The 18,697-nt window shown below is 53.6% G+C and carries 23 protein-coding genes and 1 pseudogene; 6 read left to right on the forward strand and 18 right to left on the reverse strand.

Annotation, left to right across the window (positions count from 1 at the left end; all coding sequences use genetic code 11):
* Nucleotides 1-38: 38 nt before the first annotated feature.
* Both LBW88_RS13380 and LBW88_RS13385 read left to right on the forward strand, forming a co-directional pair.
* Nucleotides 39-962: an extracellular solute-binding protein gene (locus LBW88_RS13380; protein WP_224932766.1), complete on the forward strand. Its 924-nt coding sequence runs from the start codon at nt 39-41 to the stop codon at nt 960-962.
* Nucleotides 962-1,741: a molybdate ABC transporter permease subunit gene (locus LBW88_RS13385; protein ID WP_224932767.1), complete on the forward strand. Its 780-nt coding sequence runs from the start codon at nt 962-964 to the stop codon at nt 1,739-1,741. Before LBW88_RS13380 ends, LBW88_RS13385 begins: the two co-directional genes overlap by 1 nt.
* Before the next feature lie 21 nt (nt 1,742-1,762).
* On the opposite strand, the gene LBW88_RS13390 is transcribed toward LBW88_RS13385, so the two are convergent.
* From LBW88_RS13390 to LBW88_RS13445, 12 genes and pseudogenes are all read right to left on the reverse strand, one after another.
* The gene (locus LBW88_RS13390; protein ID WP_224932768.1) at nt 1,763-2,152 is read right to left on the reverse strand and encodes a response regulator; all 390 of its coding nucleotides are present in this window, start codon (nt 2,150-2,152) and stop codon (nt 1,763-1,765) included.
* A 301-nt stretch (nt 2,153-2,453) separates the two neighbouring features.
* A complete protein-coding gene (locus LBW88_RS13395) occupies nt 2,454-3,545 on the reverse strand; it encodes a VasL domain-containing protein (protein ID WP_224932769.1) in 1,092 nt (363 codons plus the stop codon).
* 19 nt (nt 3,546-3,564) lie between these two features.
* A complete protein-coding gene (gene tssE / locus LBW88_RS13400; protein WP_224932770.1) occupies nt 3,565-4,005 on the reverse strand; it encodes a type VI secretion system baseplate subunit TssE in 441 nt (146 codons plus the stop codon).
* Nucleotides 4,005-4,544 (reverse strand): type VI secretion system lipoprotein TssJ, encoded by a 540-nt coding sequence (gene tssJ, locus LBW88_RS13405; RefSeq protein ID WP_224932771.1) that lies wholly within the window; start codon nt 4,542-4,544, stop codon nt 4,005-4,007. Before tssJ ends, tssE begins: the two co-directional genes overlap by 1 nt.
* Nucleotides 4,545-4,770: 226 nt before the next feature.
* A pseudogene (locus tag LBW88_RS13410) lies at nt 4,771-5,319 on the reverse strand (type VI secretion system contractile sheath domain-containing protein); the annotation flags it as partial.
* A 28-nt stretch (nt 5,320-5,347) separates the two neighbouring features.
* Nucleotides 5,348-5,845, reverse strand: a complete 498-nt coding sequence (tssB, locus tag LBW88_RS13415; RefSeq protein WP_160866980.1) for a type VI secretion system contractile sheath small subunit — start codon at nt 5,843-5,845, stop codon at nt 5,348-5,350.
* Nucleotides 5,846-6,209: 364 nt separating this feature from the next.
* Complete coding sequence (locus LBW88_RS13420) at nt 6,210-6,986, reverse strand: ABC transporter ATP-binding protein (RefSeq protein ID WP_224932772.1); 777 nt, start codon at nt 6,984-6,986, stop codon at nt 6,210-6,212.
* Nucleotides 6,983-7,669 carry an ABC transporter permease gene (locus tag LBW88_RS13425; RefSeq protein ID WP_200536971.1) on the reverse strand — a complete coding sequence of 229 codons (687 nt, stop codon included), beginning with the start codon at nt 7,667-7,669 and terminating at the stop codon, nt 6,983-6,985. Before LBW88_RS13425 ends, LBW88_RS13420 begins: the two co-directional genes overlap by 4 nt.
* Before the next feature lie 9 nt (nt 7,670-7,678).
* The gene (locus LBW88_RS13430; protein WP_224932773.1) at nt 7,679-8,398 is read right to left on the reverse strand and encodes an ABC transporter permease; all 720 of its coding nucleotides are present in this window, start codon (nt 8,396-8,398) and stop codon (nt 7,679-7,681) included.
* Nucleotides 8,399-8,410: 12 nt separating this feature from the next.
* Nucleotides 8,411-9,259: a transporter substrate-binding domain-containing protein gene (locus LBW88_RS13435; RefSeq protein ID WP_224948300.1), complete on the reverse strand. Its 849-nt coding sequence runs from the start codon at nt 9,257-9,259 to the stop codon at nt 8,411-8,413.
* A gap of 21 nt (nt 9,260-9,280) precedes the next feature.
* A complete protein-coding gene (locus tag LBW88_RS13440; RefSeq protein WP_224932775.1) occupies nt 9,281-10,468 on the reverse strand; it encodes a M20 metallopeptidase family protein in 1,188 nt (395 codons plus the stop codon).
* Between the two features lie 270 nt (nt 10,469-10,738).
* Nucleotides 10,739-11,632 (reverse strand): LysR substrate-binding domain-containing protein, encoded by an 894-nt coding sequence (locus LBW88_RS13445; protein WP_224932776.1) that lies wholly within the window; start codon nt 11,630-11,632, stop codon nt 10,739-10,741.
* Nucleotides 11,633-11,738: 106 nt separating this feature from the next.
* Here LBW88_RS13445 and LBW88_RS13450 point away from each other — a divergent pair, with 106 nt between their 5' ends.
* Both LBW88_RS13450 and LBW88_RS26500 read left to right on the forward strand, forming a co-directional pair.
* Nucleotides 11,739-12,443: an SDR family oxidoreductase gene (locus LBW88_RS13450; protein WP_224932777.1), complete on the forward strand. Its 705-nt coding sequence runs from the start codon at nt 11,739-11,741 to the stop codon at nt 12,441-12,443.
* Nucleotides 12,444-12,637: 194 nt separating this feature from the next.
* On the forward strand, nt 12,638-12,769 hold the full coding sequence (locus tag LBW88_RS26500; protein WP_265112598.1) for a hypothetical protein: 132 nt from the start codon (nt 12,638-12,640) through the stop codon (nt 12,767-12,769).
* A gap of 1 nt (nt 12,770) precedes the next feature.
* Here the strand turns inward: LBW88_RS26500 and LBW88_RS13455 are convergent, their stop codons facing one another.
* Nucleotides 12,771-13,703, reverse strand: a complete 933-nt coding sequence (locus LBW88_RS13455; RefSeq protein WP_224932778.1) for an AraC family transcriptional regulator — start codon at nt 13,701-13,703, stop codon at nt 12,771-12,773.
* A gap of 160 nt (nt 13,704-13,863) precedes the next feature.
* On the opposite strand from LBW88_RS13455, the gene LBW88_RS13460 reads away from it, so the two are divergent.
* Nucleotides 13,864-14,595 (forward strand): SDR family oxidoreductase, encoded by a 732-nt coding sequence (locus LBW88_RS13460; RefSeq protein WP_224932779.1) that lies wholly within the window; start codon nt 13,864-13,866, stop codon nt 14,593-14,595.
* A gap of 117 nt (nt 14,596-14,712) precedes the next feature.
* On the opposite strand, the gene LBW88_RS13465 is transcribed toward LBW88_RS13460, so the two are convergent.
* The 5 genes from LBW88_RS13465 to LBW88_RS13485 all read right to left on the reverse strand — a co-directional run bounded on the left by LBW88_RS13465 (nt 14,713) and on the right by LBW88_RS13485 (nt 18,007).
* The gene (locus tag LBW88_RS13465; protein ID WP_224932780.1) at nt 14,713-15,408 is read right to left on the reverse strand and encodes a DJ-1/PfpI family protein; all 696 of its coding nucleotides are present in this window, start codon (nt 15,406-15,408) and stop codon (nt 14,713-14,715) included.
* A gap of 66 nt (nt 15,409-15,474) precedes the next feature.
* Nucleotides 15,475-16,443 (reverse strand): magnesium/cobalt transporter CorA, encoded by a 969-nt coding sequence (gene corA / locus LBW88_RS13470; RefSeq protein ID WP_224933010.1) that lies wholly within the window; start codon nt 16,441-16,443, stop codon nt 15,475-15,477.
* 34 nt (nt 16,444-16,477) lie between these two features.
* Nucleotides 16,478-16,948: a GNAT family N-acetyltransferase gene (locus tag LBW88_RS13475; protein WP_224932781.1), complete on the reverse strand. Its 471-nt coding sequence runs from the start codon at nt 16,946-16,948 to the stop codon at nt 16,478-16,480.
* A 74-nt stretch (nt 16,949-17,022) separates the two neighbouring features.
* Nucleotides 17,023-17,343 carry an AzlD domain-containing protein gene (locus tag LBW88_RS13480; protein ID WP_167134304.1) on the reverse strand — a complete coding sequence of 107 codons (321 nt, stop codon included), beginning with the start codon at nt 17,341-17,343 and terminating at the stop codon, nt 17,023-17,025.
* Nucleotides 17,333-18,007 (reverse strand): AzlC family ABC transporter permease, encoded by a 675-nt coding sequence (locus LBW88_RS13485; protein WP_224932782.1) that lies wholly within the window; start codon nt 18,005-18,007, stop codon nt 17,333-17,335. The genes LBW88_RS13480 and LBW88_RS13485 overlap by 11 nt, the downstream gene beginning before the upstream one ends.
* Nucleotides 18,008-18,109: 102 nt before the next feature.
* On the opposite strand from LBW88_RS13485, the gene LBW88_RS13490 reads away from it, so the two are divergent.
* Nucleotides 18,110-18,658 carry a helix-turn-helix domain-containing protein gene (locus LBW88_RS13490; RefSeq protein WP_224932783.1) on the forward strand — a complete coding sequence of 183 codons (549 nt, stop codon included), beginning with the start codon at nt 18,110-18,112 and terminating at the stop codon, nt 18,656-18,658.
* Nucleotides 18,659-18,697: the final 39 nt, after the last annotated feature.

Genomic DNA, 18,697 nt, shown 5'->3' on the forward strand with positions numbered 1-18,697 from the left:
ATAATCGTTATCTACCTAATTATATAGCGAGAAAGGGAATGCAAGTCAGACACCTTACAGCATTGATGTTAACCGCAGCCGCTGGCCTCAGCTTGCAGGCACAAGCCAATACCGATATTCGTGTGACTTATGCCGGTTCGATGGGGAAAGTGATGGACCAGTCTTTAGGACCAGCCTTTGCTAAACAGAACGATGGAAAATATGAAGGGCAAGGTCAGGGCGCATACGGCATGGCACGTCTGCTCGCGAGTAAAAAAATCACCGCCGACGTGTTCGTCTCCATCACGCCGGGCCCGATGCAGATTTTGAAAGATGCAGGATTGATTGATGATGCCGTACCGGTTGCCAGCACTAGCATGGTGGTGGCGTACAGCCCGAAAGGGAAATTTGCCCAGCAGTTCGCACAGGCCAAAGGCGCAGACGCCAGCTGGCTGAAAGTGCTGGCAACACCGGGGATTAAGTTCGGGCGCACCGATCCGATCAATGATCCAAAAGGCCAGAATATTATCTTTACCCTGCTGCTGGCTGAGAAATATTACCAGCAGCCAGGCATCGCCGATAAAATTCTCGGTGGCTACCAAAATCCTGCTCAGACCCACCTTGAAGGCGGCCTGCTGGCTCGTCTGGAGAGCGGCCAGGTGGATGCCGCTGCCGGTTATGAGAGTGAAGTGATTTCCGCACATCTGCCTTACGTGGCGCTGCCAGATGAGATCAATCTGAGCAATCCAGACATGGCAAAACAGTGGTATGACACCGTCAGCTTCAGCGTGAAAGATAGCGCGGGCAAAGATAAAGTGCTGCATACCCAGCCGCTGGTTTACTACGCAGCAGTGCTGAAAAACGCCCCGCACGGTGTGGCAGCGGGTAAAGCCTTTGTCGACTTCATGCTGAGCCAGCCAGGTCAGGCACTGTTTAAACAGAATGGTTACGCCGCACCGAAAGGCGGAGCTGTTTATCAGTAATGAAGACGGGTCACGCCACCGCGCTTTGGTTGTCACTGCCAGCACTGTTGTTGCTGGCAGTGCCTTTTGTCACCCTGATTGGCGTCACGCAATGGCAGCATATGCACCTCGCCTGGGCCGATGGCAGTGCCATCACTACCTCTTTAGGTTTGGGCGCGATTGCGCTGCTGTTGATCTTTATCAGCGGATTGCCAGTAGCGTGGTGGTTGTCGCAGGCAAAGGGCCGCGCGCGCGCCATTGTGGAACTGTTGGTGATGATTCCATTACTGACGCCTCCGCTGGCAATGGGAATTTTACTGGTGAGCGCTTACGGACCTTACAGTGTGCCAGGGGAATTACTGGGGAAATTTGGCTGGACGCTGGTTAACAATCCTGCCGCGTTTATTCTGGCGCAATGGTACGGTGCACTGCCCTACTTCATTACCACCGCACGTTCTGCTTTTGCCGGCGTTCCGCAGGATATTCTGGATGCCGGTCGTACCTTAGGTGCCTCACCCTGGCAGGGATTTTGGCGTTTGTCGGTTCCGCTGGCCGCGCCGGGCTTGGCCTCTGCAACGGCTTTGGCGTGGGTGCGTGCCATGGGTGAGTTCGGCATTGTTATGATTTTCGCCTATTTCCCTCAGGGCATGCCGGTTCAGCTTTATAACAATCTGCAAAATGACGGCGTAGACGCGGTGTACGTGCTGCTGTGGTTGCTGCTGTTGTTTACGTTGCCGGTTCCTCTGCTGTGCTTTGTGGCATCAAGGCGAGTGCGCGGCGAACACATCGCGCATAATTAATTTCAGTGCATCACGCGCCCGTTATGGCTGGGCGCGTTTCTCACTTTCCTGCATGGCTTGATGCAAGGTCTCAAGCAGCGGCTCAATCTCCAGCGGCTTAGAGAAAATGGCAAACATGCTTTCGGAAAACGCATGGCGACATGCCTCAACGTTATCCTGATCGGTCATGATGACAATCGGTAGCAAAGCATGACGAGCAGTTAAGTTCACCATGACGTTCAGTTCATCTGCGTCTGCGGTTGGCACATCCACCAGCAAGCAGCCTTGCAAGGGTTCATCGCTGTGCACAGCGGCAGCAAACGATGCGATATCCGCAAAATCGGCCACTTCATATTCAATGGCTTTTAGCACAAAACCCAGTGACTCACGCACTGACAAATCCTCATCCACTAACCAAACTTTTGCGCTCATTCCCTACTCCGCCAACGGTGAAACTCAGTTAACTTTTGCATCGTGACCGATGCAGATTGCTTGCCATGGCAGTGGCACTCTCTTACATCATGGCTGGCAGAATTGAGGCGGTTTTTAATGTTTAGAAAACAATAAAAAAAAGCCCTCCGTTGACTGGAGGGTCATCAATATCGCTGTTCGGCCTGTTGATGCAGTGTGCAACTTTTATCTTTATTATCCTTGCGATTCAATATCTTTTACCGGTTAAATAGCGATTTCAGACGTCTACCTAAGACAACTTTGATTTAGACTGGTTGCTAATTCAGTCCAGCGTGGGCTGCGCTTTTTGCTGCTGCAAAAGTTGAAAGCGAAACATCAGTTGCTTCAGTCGCAGTTCTGTCTGAGTTTCTTCATTCAGTTGGTCATTCTCACTTTGCGCGTAGCGCCGCAGTTGTTCTTCAACCGGAACCTGTTCATTGAAAGCTTGCATGGCTGAAAATATGCCGGTTTTCAATTCGCTTACCGTCAAATACTTGCCTTTGGTTTTGTCCAGACTGTTAAGCTGCTCAGCCATATTTTCCAACTGCGCCATACCGCGGTGCCAGCTTGCCAGCCGCTCCAAAGGTATCGCTTGTTTCTCTCTACGCTGTTGCTCAAGCAATGCCTGAGCCGCGGCTGATTGCTGCTGATGTAAATGCCGGTACCCCGTGCCGCAGGCAAACACCAATGCACCGGCCAGCAATGCACAGCAGGCACCACTGACAAATGATTTCAAGGGTGACGGCGTTGCATGCATCGCTGATTGCTCATCGGCATCTGGGTAGACAACATAAACGCGGGTGGGAGTATTATCTTGTGACTGGTTAAGCGCTGCGGGGATAAGCTGCAACGGAGAGAGCAGGCTTTCCTGCAACTGCGTCATTGAGTGTTTGACCTGATGTAGTAACGTATTGGCCTGCGCAAATTCCCGAATGCCAAAACGTAACAATGCTTCACGCAGGGATATCAGCAGTCGTTCCGTTTCTATCAGCTGGGTCAGCATTTCGTGGCCCTCCACCTGCCAGCCACGATAGAGACTTTGCAGACGTCGAAACATCACGCTGAGGATATCGGCGCGGGCATCAATCGCCAGCGGCCAGAAAACCGCCCATTGATGCACTACTAACGCATTAATCAGGTTCAGGCCTTCATTCAGGCCGCTCAACCCCGAGTTCTGAGCACGCGCCAGGGTAAACCAGGCCGCACTCTGCAATTCCAATCCATTCTGTTCAAACAACCGCAGCGTGAGTGTCTCTACTTTGCCCCAATCGACATCGGGCCGGGCGGGATGCGTCAGCTTATTCATCTCATCCCGCAACTGGGTATAGCCCGGCAATGTGCGCGGATCTGCACCGGTTTTGATCACCTGATTCATATTCAACAACCTTCCTTGTTTATCGCGTCAAACCATTGCCTATTAGCTGCTGTTGCTTTAAGTGACGCAGCAACACTCTGCCCTCTGGTTTGAATTCCGTGCCGTAGCGCACCAATCCGATATCGGTGAGTTCGGCATCAATGGCGTAGCGCAATTCACCAGGCATTGTTTGCTCCAGCAATGCCACATCAACACGCTTCAGACGCGGCTCGTATTTCAGCAGCACATTTGAAAAGGTGTAAAGCAGCTGATGCGCAGTGCCAGGCATCCCCTGCAAAATGCGGGTCATATCCGGCAGACCGTAATCGGGGATGTGCGCAATTGAGCCTGCGCGGGTGTTGAGGATACGCTGCAGATTATCCAGCACCGAGAGAATGACCTGGTCCCGTTCGCTCACCGCATCGAGGTCCAACCCACCACTGAAATTTCCGTAGAGGATCTCGTAAAGTGAAGGCATCATTATGGTCGCTTCGCCTTTTCCGCTACCAGCGTCAGGATACCGTCACCCAGCTCAATCACGCGCGCCTTGTCCGGATCGAGGTCATCGCGGGTCAGCAGCAGTCGCCACTTATCATCCTGAGTGTCCGGTGACAGGAACAGGCCGGCCACCGCCACGAATTCCGAGTTATCGTCCATGGGCATATCAATACTGACTGACTCGCCCGGGCGTATGCGGATGTCCTTTTGTGCCAGGATATCCGCCTTCAGCACCTGACTGTCAGCAGAAAACAGTGAAGCATAGTCTGAGGCTTCAAAGGCTTTACTGTCCTTGAGCTGCCATATGCGCACCACGGTCGAGAGCGCAGCACCCTGCGCGTTACGGTTTGCCCCTTCACGGGCGCGAAAATCGAGATGCAGTGTGCGTATTTGTTTGTAAAAAATGGATTTTGTTACGGAGACGGTGCCCTCTGATACTTTCTGCGTCAGACCGCAGCCGCTGACGCTCAGCGCCAGCATAAGAGAGAGCAGCGTTTTACCAGCGGTAGTCGCCCTGTTCATCGGTTTCGATCCTTGAAGGTTGTACCCGGACACGCTGATAGCGACCGAGCTGTATGGTTATCAAATCAGGCTCTCGGGAGCCCGGGGGTTGTGTCAGAGGCAGCACCGCCGTGCGCCCCAACTGTTGCGCTTCATTCGTCCGGCAGCTCAGCTGCGCATCAGGCAACAGTGCACGATCAACGCAGAGCTCCAGTCGCGCATCCAGCTTTGCGCCCAGATAGACGTGCAACAGCGCCATCAGGTCGCCACCCGGCGTGTCGTACTCGGCAACGTAAGTTTGCAGATAGAGACCGCTTTGGATTATTTCCGGCGCGTCTTCGAAGTCCTGACGCAGGTCTTCTTTCGACACATCAAGCACTTCCAGTTTGACGTTTTGGCGGAAATCGGTCTTATCCACCAGCGATTTCAATCCACGCCACACCGATTCCACCTTCTGGAATTCGTCATGGTGCATCACCGCATCCAGCTGGCGGCTGATCTGATAATCCAGCTCGGCAATATGATGATCCAGCAGGTTTTTATCCAGTTTTTCGACTTTCTCACCGCTGATTTTTAAGCGATTAAGAAACACCTGCATCGCCGCCGTGACGCGCTCGTCAGCGGTGGCGTCTGACATCACCTGATTGTCTTGCCAGACATTCAGATCGCTCAGGGAGGTGACCGGATGGAGATTAATTTTATCAAACAGCGAGGCGTACACGCCTTCCACTGCAGGGTTTTCAAGCATGGTGGTTTCACCGGAAGGCAGGGTTTCATTCTGAACTGACATCAGCATCTTCTCTCATTTAGTCCGTTAAAAGGGTTCAGCCGTTATCGCTGGCAAGCGCAGAAAGTTCGGAACGCAGTTCGTCACTCAGTGCCGGGTCTTTCAGGATGATTTCCAGTTCTTTGCGGAAGGTGACGTTATCAAGCAGATTGGATTTGAGATCGCGCAGCAGATTGCGCATCGCGAGCATTGCTTTGAGTTGCGGGATTTGACGGGCGACCTGTTCAGGTTCGAAGTCTTTGATGTTGCTGAAGGTAAGATTGATGGCCTGTTCACTGCCATCCGCTGACAAGGTATCCGGCACGGTGAGCCGTACTGAAGGCGAGAAGTCAGCGAGCACGCTGTCGAAATTGTTTTTATTGACGTTAACTTTTTCGCGCTCGCTCAGGACGCGATCTTCCTGGCCGTTACTGAAATCTCCGGTCACCAGCAGCTTGAGCGGCAACTCCATTTTGCGTGCAGCGCCGCCGGTATGAACGTCAAGTTTGATGTTAACGCGCGCTTTGGGTATTTCATTTTGATAAGAATTACTCATATTTACTCCTGTAAGTGAAGCGCGGAAAGCACGCTTTAAGCACACTTTCCTTGTGTGATTCTGCGCGAATATATCTTAGGCTGGATTAGGATAGCAACAGGGTAAGATGATCTTTGTGATCTGATTTATATAGGAAATTTCTTACTTTTTGATTTAAGTCGTTGAAGTTATGCGCGGTTAAGGCTCAGGAAGGGTCTGAAAATTTATGTTGTATACATCATTTGATTAGCTGAAATCGTTAAGATAAATCGCAAGAAATATCCTAAAAGCTAATGTATTTCAGGATGGGATTGTTAACTGAGTAAATTAATTGAATGAGGGTTTGGATAACAAAAAACCCGCTGAAAGCGGGTTTGAAAGGAAGCTAGCTATTTCGCTGCAGGTGGCTACTGACAAATGCCCGGCAGCGATCAGAGAGCGGATCGCTAAACACCTGTTGCGGCGGGCCCGACTCTTCGATTTTGCCTTGATGCAGAAACACCGCTTTGTTGGAAACATCGCGCGCGAAGCCCATCTCGTGAGTGACGATGATCATCGTACGTCCTTCTTCAGCCAGGCTGCGGATCACCCGTAACACTTCCCCGACCAGTTCCGGGTCAAGTGCGGAAGTGGGCTCGTCAAAAAGAATCGCTTTGGGCTGCTGCGCTAACGCTCGCGCGATGGCTACACGCTGCTGCTGTCCGCCTGAAAGCTGCGATGGCCACGCGTTACGCTTTTCATACAGCCCGACTTTATGCAGCAGGGCTTCGGCTTCTTCAACCACCTCTTTTTGACTGCGTTTCTGCACATGCACAGGCGCTTCAATAATGTTCTGCATCACGGTTTTATGCGGCCAAAGGTTAAAACTCTGGAACACAAAACCCAATTGCATGCGCATCAGTTTGATACGACGCTGCTGCTCACGGCTGAGTTTCTCGTGGGGATTGTCAATGGTGACTACCTCATCCCCGACTGCAATTTCCCCGCCCTGCGGCACTTCAAGAAACGGGATGCAGCGCAACAAAGTGCTTTTTCCGGAACCGCTGGCGCCAATCAGCGATATCACATCCCCATCCTGCGCCGTCAGGCTGATGTCATGAAGCACTTCATGCCCGCTATAACTTTTTCTGAGATGACTCAGGGCGATAGTGGGTTTACTCATTGACGTGCTCCAACGTGATAAGGGGACAAACGGCGCTCCAGTAGCGCCACAGCTTTACTGACCAGCACGGTCAGCAGCAGATAAATGATCGCCGCACTGATAAAAACTTCCAGCGCGCGGAACGTCTCCGACACTATCGAGTCCGCGATACCGGTCATTTCCATCAGGCTGATGGTGCTGACCAGTGAAGTCGATTTGATCATCGAGATAATTTCATTGCTATAAGCTGGCAACGCCTGGCGCACGGCGAGCGGCAAGGTGATGCGGCGCAGCGTCGTAAAACGCGACATGCCGCTGACCTTGGCGGCCTCAAGCGACTGAACGCTGACGGCATTGAGACCACCACGCAGAATTTCCGAGGTGTAAGCGGCGTCGTTAAGCACCAGCGCAATCAACCCGCACCAGTAAGGATCGCGCAGCAGCGGCCACAGCACACTTTCACGCACTGCCGGTAAACTCCCCAGTCCGTAATAGATCATAAAAATCTGGATCAATAACGGCGTGCCGCGAAACAGCCAGACGTAAAAGCGAGCAAAAACGCTACCATAACGATTCTGACGCAGCAGATTGAGTAACAGCGCCAGCACCCCACCACCCAACAGTGACAATACGGCGAGATTGAGTGTCAGCGGCAAGCCGCGCAGCAACGCGGCAAGCGTATGCTGTAAGAAAGTGAAATCCATCGTGGCTCCTTACAACCGCGCGCGTTGTTGCCCGCGCATGGCCACTTTTTCCACATAGCGGAAAACAAAATCGGAACAGGTGGTGATGATCAGGTAGATCACCGCGCCGACGCTGTAGAAGAAGAACGGCATTTGCGTAGAGTTGGATGCGGTGGAAATTTGGTTCATGGTTTCCACTAATCCTGTCACAGAAATCAGCGCCGACTCTTTAATCACCGATTGCCACTGATTTCCCATCCCCGGAAGAGCCGTGCGCAACGCCTGCGGCACGATCATGCGGCGAAACAGCATCAGCCGTCCCATACCGGTCACCGTAGCCGCTTCCAGCGTGCCTTTCGGGATGGCGTAAAATGCGCCACGAAAGACACCACTCTGGTAAGCGCCGGAGATCAAACCGATGGCAATAGCCCCGGCGACAAAGCCGTTAACATCAAACGGTCCCTGCATGCCCAACGCTTCCCCAAGGAACGAAACGACCTGGCGTCCGCCAAAGTAAAACAGGTAGATCACCAGCAGTTCGGGTACGCCACGAAACAGCGTGATGTAGCCATTAGCGAGGCGCTGTTGCCAGCGCGCACCACCAATTTGCATCCAACAGAGCAGGCTGCCGAGCACCGCGCCCAGCAGCCATGCACACAATGATACGGTGACGGTCACCGTGGCGGCGTCAAGCAACACGCCGCCCCAGCCTTCGTCACCAAAACCTAACAGTTGCCAGTCAATAGTCATAAGCGCTCAGCATTACTCCGCAGGCGCGACGTTCTCGCCGAACCATTTTTCTGACAGCTGCTTCAGCGTGCCATCTTTGATCATTGAAATTAACGCGGTATCCAGTGCCGCTTTCAGCTCCGGGTTGTTCTTCTGAATCGCAATCGCAGAACCCTGCCCTAACACGCCGCCGGAAAAGCCGTAACCGGTGCTGTTTACGGTATCGGTGTGTTTTTTCACATAGGCATTCAGGTTGGTACGTGACGCCATTACCGCGTCAACGCGGCCGTTCAGCAGATCAGCAAAGGTTTCTGGTCCAGCCTGATAGGTGCGGATGGTGGCAACGTCAGCCAGATATTTGTTAAGGAAGTCAGCCTGAATAGTCGCGACCTGCACGGCGATGGTTTTGCCTTTGAATTTCGCTTTCAGCGCGTCGATGGCTTTGTTCATACCCGCCTCGTCACCTGCCAGTACAACTTCACCGTTGCCCGGTAAGGTATCAACCGCGCTGCCTTTTAAGGTGACAAAACCAGACACGCTCACGGTGTACTGGTGGGTGAAATCCACCACTTCTTCACGCTTAGGTGTGACAGTTACAGCATCAATCACCGCGTCATATTTGCCATCGACCAGGCCCGGGATCATGCCAGACCATTTCTGCGCCACGATTTCATATTTGAAACCGGCACGTTTCGCCAGCTCCGCCACCATATCAGGCTCATAGCCGACAATTTTGCCACTCGGCGTAGACTGGTTGAACGGAGGATAAGCCGCTTCAGTCGCGAATTTCAGTGTGCCAAAATCTTTTGCCTGCACCAGTGCAGAAGCAGCCAGCAGCAACAGGCCAGCAGAAACAGTAAACAGCCCTTTACGCATCATCATAAAACCTCAGAGTTCATTATTTTAGGAGAGTAAATCGATGGCTAAACGGGCTAATGCCTGAGTGCCTGCATGAATGCTGCGTTCGTCGGGTTGATAATCCGAATTATGCAGATGGTCGTCGCGTCCTGGCGCACCGGATCCTATGTGGATCTGACAACCCGGCGCCCGCTCGGTAAACAGGGAGAAGTCCTCCGCGCCAAAACTGGCGCTCGGTTTCGCCACAATCGGCTTACCAAACTGGTGCGATAGAATCGGTTCGAGCGCATCAATCAACACATCATCATTCATCAACGGGGGCACGCCGCGTTGATAATTGACCTCAATGCGTGTGTTCAGCGACAGCGCCACGCCGGCACAGATACGCTTAAAAGCGTGCTCAATATGCGCGCGTGACTCAGGCGATTTCGCCCGAACGGTGCCCTGAATAAGGCAGCTATCAGAAATGATGTTGTGCGTCGAGCCGCCGTGAATATGGCCGATGGTTAATACTGCAGAATTCGAAGGATCGAGCTCACGTGAAATGATGGTTTGCAGTTGGCTGATAAGGTTCACCGCCGCAATTATCGGATCGGTTCCCATGTGTGGGCGCGCAGCATGAGTAGATTTGCCGTGAACCACCACGTCAAATTCGTCGCTGGAAGCCGTGCTGGCGCCACGCGTCAACGCAATTTCACCTGCCGCCAACTCGGGTTTGTTGTGCAAAGTAATCGCCAGATCCACGCCCTCAGCCACGCCATCAGCAATCATCGCTTCGGCGCCACTCTCAGGCGTCTCTTCGGCTGGCTGGAAGATCAGCCGCGCCGTGCCTTTTAGCTGGCTGCGATATTGCGCAACAATCGCCGCCACGCCAAGCAGCGTAGCCGTATGGATATCGTGGCCGCAGGCATGCATTTTGCCGGGGTAGGTGCTGCTAAACGGTAAACCGGTCTGCTCCTGAATCGGCAGCGCGTCCATATCGGCGCGGATCAGGATCGTTTTGCCCGGCTGTTCGCCCACAATGTCCACCACCACGCCGGTTTTGCCGACGCCCGTTTGGGGCGAAAGGCCAAGGCGCAGCAACTCCTGCTCGACGATATGCGCGGTACGAATGGTGTCGAATCCGAGTTCGGGGTGCGCGTGAATATCACGGCGGATGGCGATAAGGTGCGCTTCCATGCTTTCGCTTTTGGCACTGATGTCCCTGGCTAAAACATCTTTAAGGTCGGTCATGATGGCATTGATCTTTTCAGGCTGACGCCTGGCCTTTATGGCATTTTTATGATGATTGACCTCGTATTTATTCACAGCCATAGCAGGATTGCAACGCGCATTGCTAATGGTTACTTGCTGAAATATCGTGATATTTTGCTAATCCACTGCGTTTGCAGGATAAAAACCCGTGATTGCATCTTCAGTCAGTTATAACATTCATAATCTCCCCGGGATCATCAGTTTTACTGATTTTGTGATTGAACAAAAAACGCCCATTTCTTCAGACATTTAAGGCTCTTTGACTTGCTCCAGCAACCACGCACGCACGGCCTGGACGCTCGCCTGCTCACGTGGACGCTGCGGAGAAACCAGATACCAACCTGCGTCAACGGTCATTTGTTGGGGAAATGCTGGCACTAAACGGCCACGGGCCAGATCGTTCTCGACAAAGTGCGGACTGGTAAGCGCCACGCCTTGCCCGTTGATTGCCGCCTCTAAGGCCAGCGCAGTCTGGTTAAAACGCAAATGATGTTGATGTTGTAGCGTGCTGCGCGGGAAAAGATAGGAGAGAAATGCCGGCCACAAATGGTGCCCGTCATGCAACAAAACATAGCGTTGGAAGTTATCCCGATCCTGCGGATCGCCTGATTCAGCCAATAATTCCGGACTGACCACCGCCACTACGCTTTGGCTGAACAACAGCGTTGCGTCCAGCCCGGCGCCGAACGGCGGCCGCCCGTAACGTACGGCCAGATCAACGCCTTCATGATGAAACTGCACCAATCTTTCCGACGCCAGCACGCGCAGATCAATATCCGGCCATGCGGCGGTAAAAGCGGGTAAGCGAGGCAACATCCAACGGCTGGCAAAAGTTGGGGTAACGCTCAGGGTCAAACGATCAGGTTCGGGTCGCAGAGCACGCGTGGCCTCATCAATCAACTCAAACGCCTGGCGGACGCTCACCGCATAGCCTGCTCCCGCCCCAGTCAGCGCCAATGTCCGCGGTAGCCGATCGAACAATTTCAGCCCAAGGTTACTCTCGAGTCCACGAATTTGCTGTGCCACCGCGCCCTGCGTCACGCCAAGTTCTTCAGCGGCGAGGCGAAAATTGAGATGACGCGTCACGGCTTCGAAGACTTTGAGCGCGTTAAGCGGCGGTAACGTGGGAAATCCCTGAGTCATCCTGTAGTTTTCCTATCGTCAATTGCGAATCAGACTGACTCTCTGCAGCTGAATTTAGACCCTATACTGCTATAAATCGACTTCTGAGAGAAAAAGGATCTTGATTATGACAGTAGAAAAAGTAGCAGTGATTATGGCTGGCGGCAGCGGTATGGGTGCAGCAGCCGCAGAAAAACTGGCGGCCGATGGCTATAAAGTTGCGATCCTTTCCTCTTCTGGCAAAGGGGAAGCGCTGGCTGAACGTCTGGGCGGATTGGGTATCACCGGATCAAACCAGTCAGTGGATGACTTGAATAAACTAGTTGAAGCCACGATGGATCGCTGGGGTCGCATTGATGTGCTGGTCAACAGTGCCGGTCATGGGCCGCGCGCGCCGATTCTGGAACTGACTGATAATGACTGGCAGGTCGGCATGGAAACCTATTTCCTGAACGTGGTACGAGCTGCGCGCCTGGTCACCCCGATTATGCAAAAACAGGGCGGTGGCAGCATCATCAACATCTCATCCGCCTGGACGTTTGAACCCACCGATATGTTTCCGACTTCAGCCGTGTTCCGCGCCGGGCTCGCCTCATTCACCAAAATTTTCGCAGATACCTTCGCAGCGGATAATATTCGTATCAACAATGTGTTGCCGGGCTGGATCGACAGCTTGCCTAAAAACGATGCTCGCCAGGATAGCGTACCGCTCAAGCGCTACGGCACCGCAGAAGAAGTCGCCGCCACCATCGCGTTTCTCGCCTCGCCCGGCGCGGCTTACATCACCGCTCAGAATATTCGTGTTGATGGGGGTGCTACCCACAGCGTGTAATATCGTTGTCTCCAGCCGCGTGAAGTCCCATTCTGCGCGGCTGGAGGCTCCTTTCCCGCCTTTGTCCTTCGCATAAACAAGACTGGTCTCGTCGATCGCTGTTTAAGAAATAGTCAGAATGTTCCTATCCGCTGCCAAACCTTTCTGAACGCAGCCACTGATTATCCGATTAAACATTTTGACCCGAGGTGACTATGCAAACGATTTTACGTGCGCGCATCCATGTGCTTTTCAATTTTGAACGCCATCAAATTTGGCAGTGGATGCTGGCAGGCTGTGCGCTGTTTTGGATTGTGACGGTGATTGCCGTGATGGGCATTCGTTAAGTTAATGGGCCTGCAGTCGCCCGATGAATTGCTCAGGCGGCAGCAGTTTAAATGCCCTTTTCATCACTCGCGCTTCTTCTGCCGGACTGCGACCAAACAGGCGTTTAAACTCGCGATTAAACTGGGAATCACTTTCATAACCGACTCGCGCCGCGGCACCGGCTGCGGTGAGATTATCGCGAATCATCATCAAACGGGCCTGATGCAAACGCAGCGATTTAAGGTATTGAATCGGTGACGTTTGCGTCACCGTTTTAAAATGCAGATGGAAACGCGGCACGCTCATCCCCGCTTCGTTTGCCAGGTGAGGTACATCCAGTGGCTGCTGCCAGTCAGCATGGATACGCTGCAGTGCACGGGCAATGCGGCCAAAATGGCCCTGATAGGTCAGCGCCGCGCGCACTGCCCCACCCTGCTCGCCCATCAATATACGGAAGCAAATCTCCTCTACGCGCGCGGGTCCCAGCACTTTTGCCTCCAGTGGATCACTGAGCGCTTCCAGTAATCGCAACGTACTTTCTGCCAGCACATCATTAATTTGCGTAGAGATAATCCCTGCCGGTGGCGCTGTGACCGCTGTATCAACTTCGGAAAGTTGTGCAACTAATCGCGCGATCATCGTGGCATCCAGACGGATTGCTATCCCCAGGAGTGGCTCTTCAGAAGTCGCTTCCGTCTCTGCGGAAAAGGGCAACGGCACCGACAGCACAAGATAATGCTGCGCATCGTAGCGATACATCTTATCGGCGAGAAAGGCGCGCTTCGAACCCTGACAAACAATGATGATGCTGGGCTCATACAGCACCGGCGTGCGCGCCCACTGTTGATCAGCACGCATAAACCGGACGCCGTCCATCAAGGATTGGGTATAGCCTTCCTGGCGCGCCAGTTGACGCAACAGGTGGCAGGTTTGCTGTTTTACCGTGTTTGACATGGATAACGCTCCAGAGAGAGGTTCAGGCAAAGCATAACGATGGCGTTGTGACGTGCACAAGAGGAACGAGAGAATCAGGCAATAATGCGCTACGAATCGGTCTGTTGCGTTAAGTGGGATTTTTCAACAATGACCTCGTCAACTACACGAGGAATTACCCATGAATCAGCATGCAAAAGTGATTATTTTGACCGGTGCCAGCAGCGGAATTGGTGAAGGCATTGCCCGTCATCTGGCGCATCAAGGGCACAAACTGGTAATGGGTGCGCGCCGTACCGATCGACTGGCAAGCTTGTGCGATGAATTACGCCGTGAAGGTGCCAGCGTGGATTTTCTCGCAACGGATGTGACACAGCGAAGTGACACGCAAAGACTGGCGGATTTCGCGCTGGAGGAATACGGACGCATTGATGTGATGATCAACAACGCAGGCGTCATGCCGCTTTCGCCGATGAGTTCAATGAAAGTTGAAGAGTGGGATTTAATGCTGGACGTCAACGTTCGCGGCGTGTTGTACGGTATCGCTGCGGTGCTGCCCACCATGCAGGCACAGCGCATGGGGCACATTATCAATATCGCTTCTGTGGGTGCTCTGACGGTTTCCCCCACTGCCGCGGTTTACTGCGCCACCAAATATGCGGTTCGCGCCATTTCCGATGGCCTGCGCCAGGAATCACGCGAACTGCGCGTTACAGTTATCAACCCCGGTGTGGTGGAATCTGAACTGGCAGACAGCATTAGCGACAGCGTGGCGCGCGAGGCAATGAAAAGCTATCGACAGATTGCACTCAAGCCTGATGCTATCGCCATGGCAGTCAGTTGGGCCATCGACCAGCCTGGCGAAGTCGACGTTAACGAAATCACCGTGCGCCCTACTGCCAGTGGGCATTGAGGGAAAATATCCCTGGCGATTTCAGGCTGAAATTCGCAGAAATCGCTGCAGGTAACCCCGCAGCGATAGCAATTTCCAGTTTGCTCTCGCTGCATAAAGGTTTCTTAAAGTAACTCGTTAGGGCTTAAGTTTCGCGGCGGCAGCTTCCGTCGCTACCCGACGACGGGCGATGAAGTCTTGCATCTGGGTTTTTGCCTGTGCCAGTCGTTCCGGTGAGGCGTAATGGGGCGATCCGGAGTGGAATGGCGGAGCAGGATCGTACTCCATTTGCAGCTGAATGTTTTCCGCCACGTCGCGGCCAAACAGTTCTTCCGCTACGGTGAGGGCGAAATCGATCCCAGACGTGACACCCGCGCCGGTTATCCGATTGCGGTCACGTACCACGCGTTCAGCCACCGGCGTTGCACCCAACAGGCTGAGCTGATCCAGCGATCCCCAATGCGAAGTGGCACGATATCCCTGCAATAAACCCGCTGCCCCCAGCACCAGTGAACCGGTACATACCGATGTCACCCATTGGGCTTGTTCGGCCTTTTGCCGCACAAAATCCAGCGTCTCTTCATCCTCCATCAGCGCTATTTGTCCCGGACCGCCGGGAATGCAGATCAGGTCAAGAGGTGGGCACTCGGAGAAAGTCGTGGTCGGCACGATGGCTAAACCACGGTCAGACATCACCGGTTGCCGATCTTTCCAGATGAGAAAGTTGTTCACGCCTGGCATGCGAGCAAAGACTTCCCACGGACCGGTGAGATCGAGTTGAGTGAGATGAGGGAACAGCAGCAGACCAATATTGAACGGCGAGGAGACGGCCATGATAGGCTCCATTTGGATAGCAGGAAATTATCATGGCCTTGAAGGCACATAGAATGCAAACCGCAATTACAGCCATCCTGCTTTTTTAAAGCGCGACCACATCAGGCCGCAGATCGCCAACGTCACGATCAGCACCGCGGGATAACCAAAGTGGGTTTTCAGTTCGGGCATGTCTGAGAAGTTCATACCGTACATGCTAAAGACGATCGTCGGAACGATCAGCACCGCACCCCAGCCTGCCAGCTTTTTATTCACTTCGCTCTGCTGAACCGATACCAGCGCCAGATTGACCTGCATCGCGCTGGTCAGCATTTCGCGCATGTCCTCCGCATCGATCATTACGTGATGAGCATGATCCTGGACGTCGCGCAGGTAGGCACGCAGGTTCTTCGGGATAATGTCCTCGTGAAAACGCGCCAGCTGGGCACAAATTTCCGTCACCGGCATCGCGGCATTACGCAGTGCCAGCAGTTCGCGCCGCAGATGATAGACATCCTCCAGCGTTTTGCTGTCAAAACGGGTGGTAAACATGCCCTCTTCCAGCGCACCGATACGTTCGCTGAGTGATTCGGTTATTTTGCTGTAGTGGTCAACGATAAAGTCGAGGATGCAGTAAAACGCGTAACCCGGTCCCTGACACAACATGGTGTGGTTTTTTTCTGCCCTGGCGCGAATCGCCGCATAGCCCTCCGACGAACCGTGGCGGACGGTGATCAGGAAGTTTTTACCGAGGAAAAAGTGGGTTTCACCAAAGCTGATGCGCTGCTGATCGTCGAGATGCGCCGTTTTCACTACGATAAAAACCGACTCACCGTACTGCTCAATCTTCGGGCGCTGATGGGCCACCAGCGCATCCTCAATCGCTAACTCATGCAGTCCAAACTCTTCCTGCAACGTCTGCATAAAACCCGGTTCAGGCTGATTCAATCCCAGCCAGATAAAGGCACTCTCATCTTTAAGTACTTCGCTGATGTCGGCTACATCGACATGCTCTTCACGTTTGCCGTGGCGATAAGCCACACAGTTAATCACCATTTTGGCGCTGTCCATGTTGTTTTCACTTACTTAATCATAGTGTCAGTATCATTTCGACGCAGGGGAGATCGGCTTTCGCTAAAGCGGAAGGATATAAGGCCTCACGTACGGTGCTGAAGCCATGGCGCAGATAGAAGCCGCTGGCATTGGGCGTTGCGGCTAAGGTGAGGTGCCGAAAACCGCGCTGGCGGGCTTCCGCGATGATCGCGTTCATAATGGCGCTGGCGTAGCCTTTTCCGTTGCAGGCTGGCAGGGTAAAAATGGCTTCTACGCTGCCGCTTTTGAGATCGAGGAAGCCCGTAGCGGCAGCGCCCAACTCAGGATCGTCGATCACATAGAAAGGATTGCCCTTAATCGCCTCAAAGTAACCTGCCGGCAACGCGTCAGGCGTCCATGCGGCAATCACTTCAGGCGGATAAACTGACTGGCAGCCATCGCGAATCGCGAGATTGCGAATACGCCACAAGTCGGCGGCTTCATGTGGAAGCGCTAAGCGCGGTGTCATGGATTCTTCTCTGTGTGATGAATAAGGAAATCCCACATTAGCAAAACCCTTGCCGCACGTTTGTTCTTTTTGGCTTAAGGCACACCAAAATAACGCAGCAATGCCGTCATCACGGCCGCGCCAACAATCACTAAAATCAACGGCGTACGGCGCCAGGCAAGAAACACGGCAAATAACACGCCCGCTATCCGCGCGACACCTGCGAAGTGGCTCCCTTCAAATAATGCGGTGGTAACGGCAACCGCCAGCAACAGCACCGTAGCAGCATCCGAAAGCATATTGCGCACCGATTCCGACATCGGCATACGGCTTCCCAAACGGTAACCGGCGAAACGCATCACATAAGTGCCGACGGCCAGCAGTACGATCCCGGCAATCACGAGGTTATTGTGCATTTTTGCGCTCCCGCCAGCTCAGCAAGCCTAACAAAGAAAACAATACCGGCATTCCCGCCGGGACAAACGGCGTGGCGAGCACTGATAATGCGGTACCCAGCGTGGCCGGAATACGCGTGCGACGTTGGCGCAAAGCGGGAAAGATCAGCGCGATCAGGATGGCGGGGAAAACCGCATCCAGACCAATCGCCGAAACATCAGGAATGAAGCGCCCAATAAATGCGCCGCACACCACGCTGAGTGGCCAGATAGCAAAAATTCCTAAACCACACACCCAGTATGCGGCGCGTCGCTGGGAAAGCGTCTTTTGCGAAATGCCAAACACCACGCTTTCGTCGTTCATGATATGGCAACCCAGCAAACTGCGTCCGCCCTGCCCGACCAGATCTTTCACTGCAATACCAAAGGGCAAGTGGCGCGCGTTGACCAGTAAACCCGCCGCCGCAGCTGTTAATGGGCTGCCACCACCGGCCACAATGCCGATGAACAGAAACTCGGATGCGCCTGCCAGCACCATCGTCGAGAGCGCGATGGGCACCCACAGCGGAAAACCATCCGCCGCCGCCAGCGAACCGTAAGAGAGCCCGACAATACCGTCGGCAAGACAAACCAGGAAAATCGCTTTAAATACGCCGCAATCAAGCGGAACTGCACCCAGACGCATCACAATTTGATCTCATATCGAACAGGAAAGCCGTTATAATGAACGCGCCCGAATTGTTTTACAAGATGAACAAAACGTTCGATATAAAGAACAGGAGTAATTGTGACGCCACCGATCGATCTTATCTCTGCTGGATTAGTGCGCGAACGCCAGCGTGCAGGGCTCTCGTTAACCGAAGTGGCACGCCGCGCCGGCATTGCCAAATCCACGCTTTCCCAACTGGAAGCGGGCAACGGCAATCCCAGCATTGAGACGCTGTGGTCACTGTGCGTGGCGCTGAATATTCCTTTCGCCCGTTTGATGGAACCGGAAGTGAAGCGTTTACAGGTGATCCGTCGCGGTGAGGGCATGATGGTGTCGGCTGAACTCGCGGATTACCAGGCCGCGTTACTGGCCAGCTGCCCGCCGGGCGGTCGTCGTGATTTATATCTGATCACCAGCCAGCCGGGTGCACCGCGCGCCTCTCATCCACATCCACCGGGTTCAGTTGAACACATTATCATCGCGCAAGGTCGCGCCCTGGTTGGGCCTACCGATTCGCCGGTCGAACTTCATCCAGGCGACTACATCTGCTACCCCGCTGACGAACCGCACATCTTCGAAGCGCTGGAAGCGAATACCATGGCGGTGCAGCTTTCAGAGCAAAATTAGTCATAACAATTTCCTATATTCAAACCCGATGATCGGCGC

It is taken from the genome of Pantoea sp. alder81 (genome assembly GCF_020179835.1).
In the GTDB taxonomy this organism is placed as follows: domain Bacteria; phylum Pseudomonadota; class Gammaproteobacteria; order Enterobacterales; family Enterobacteriaceae; genus Pantoea.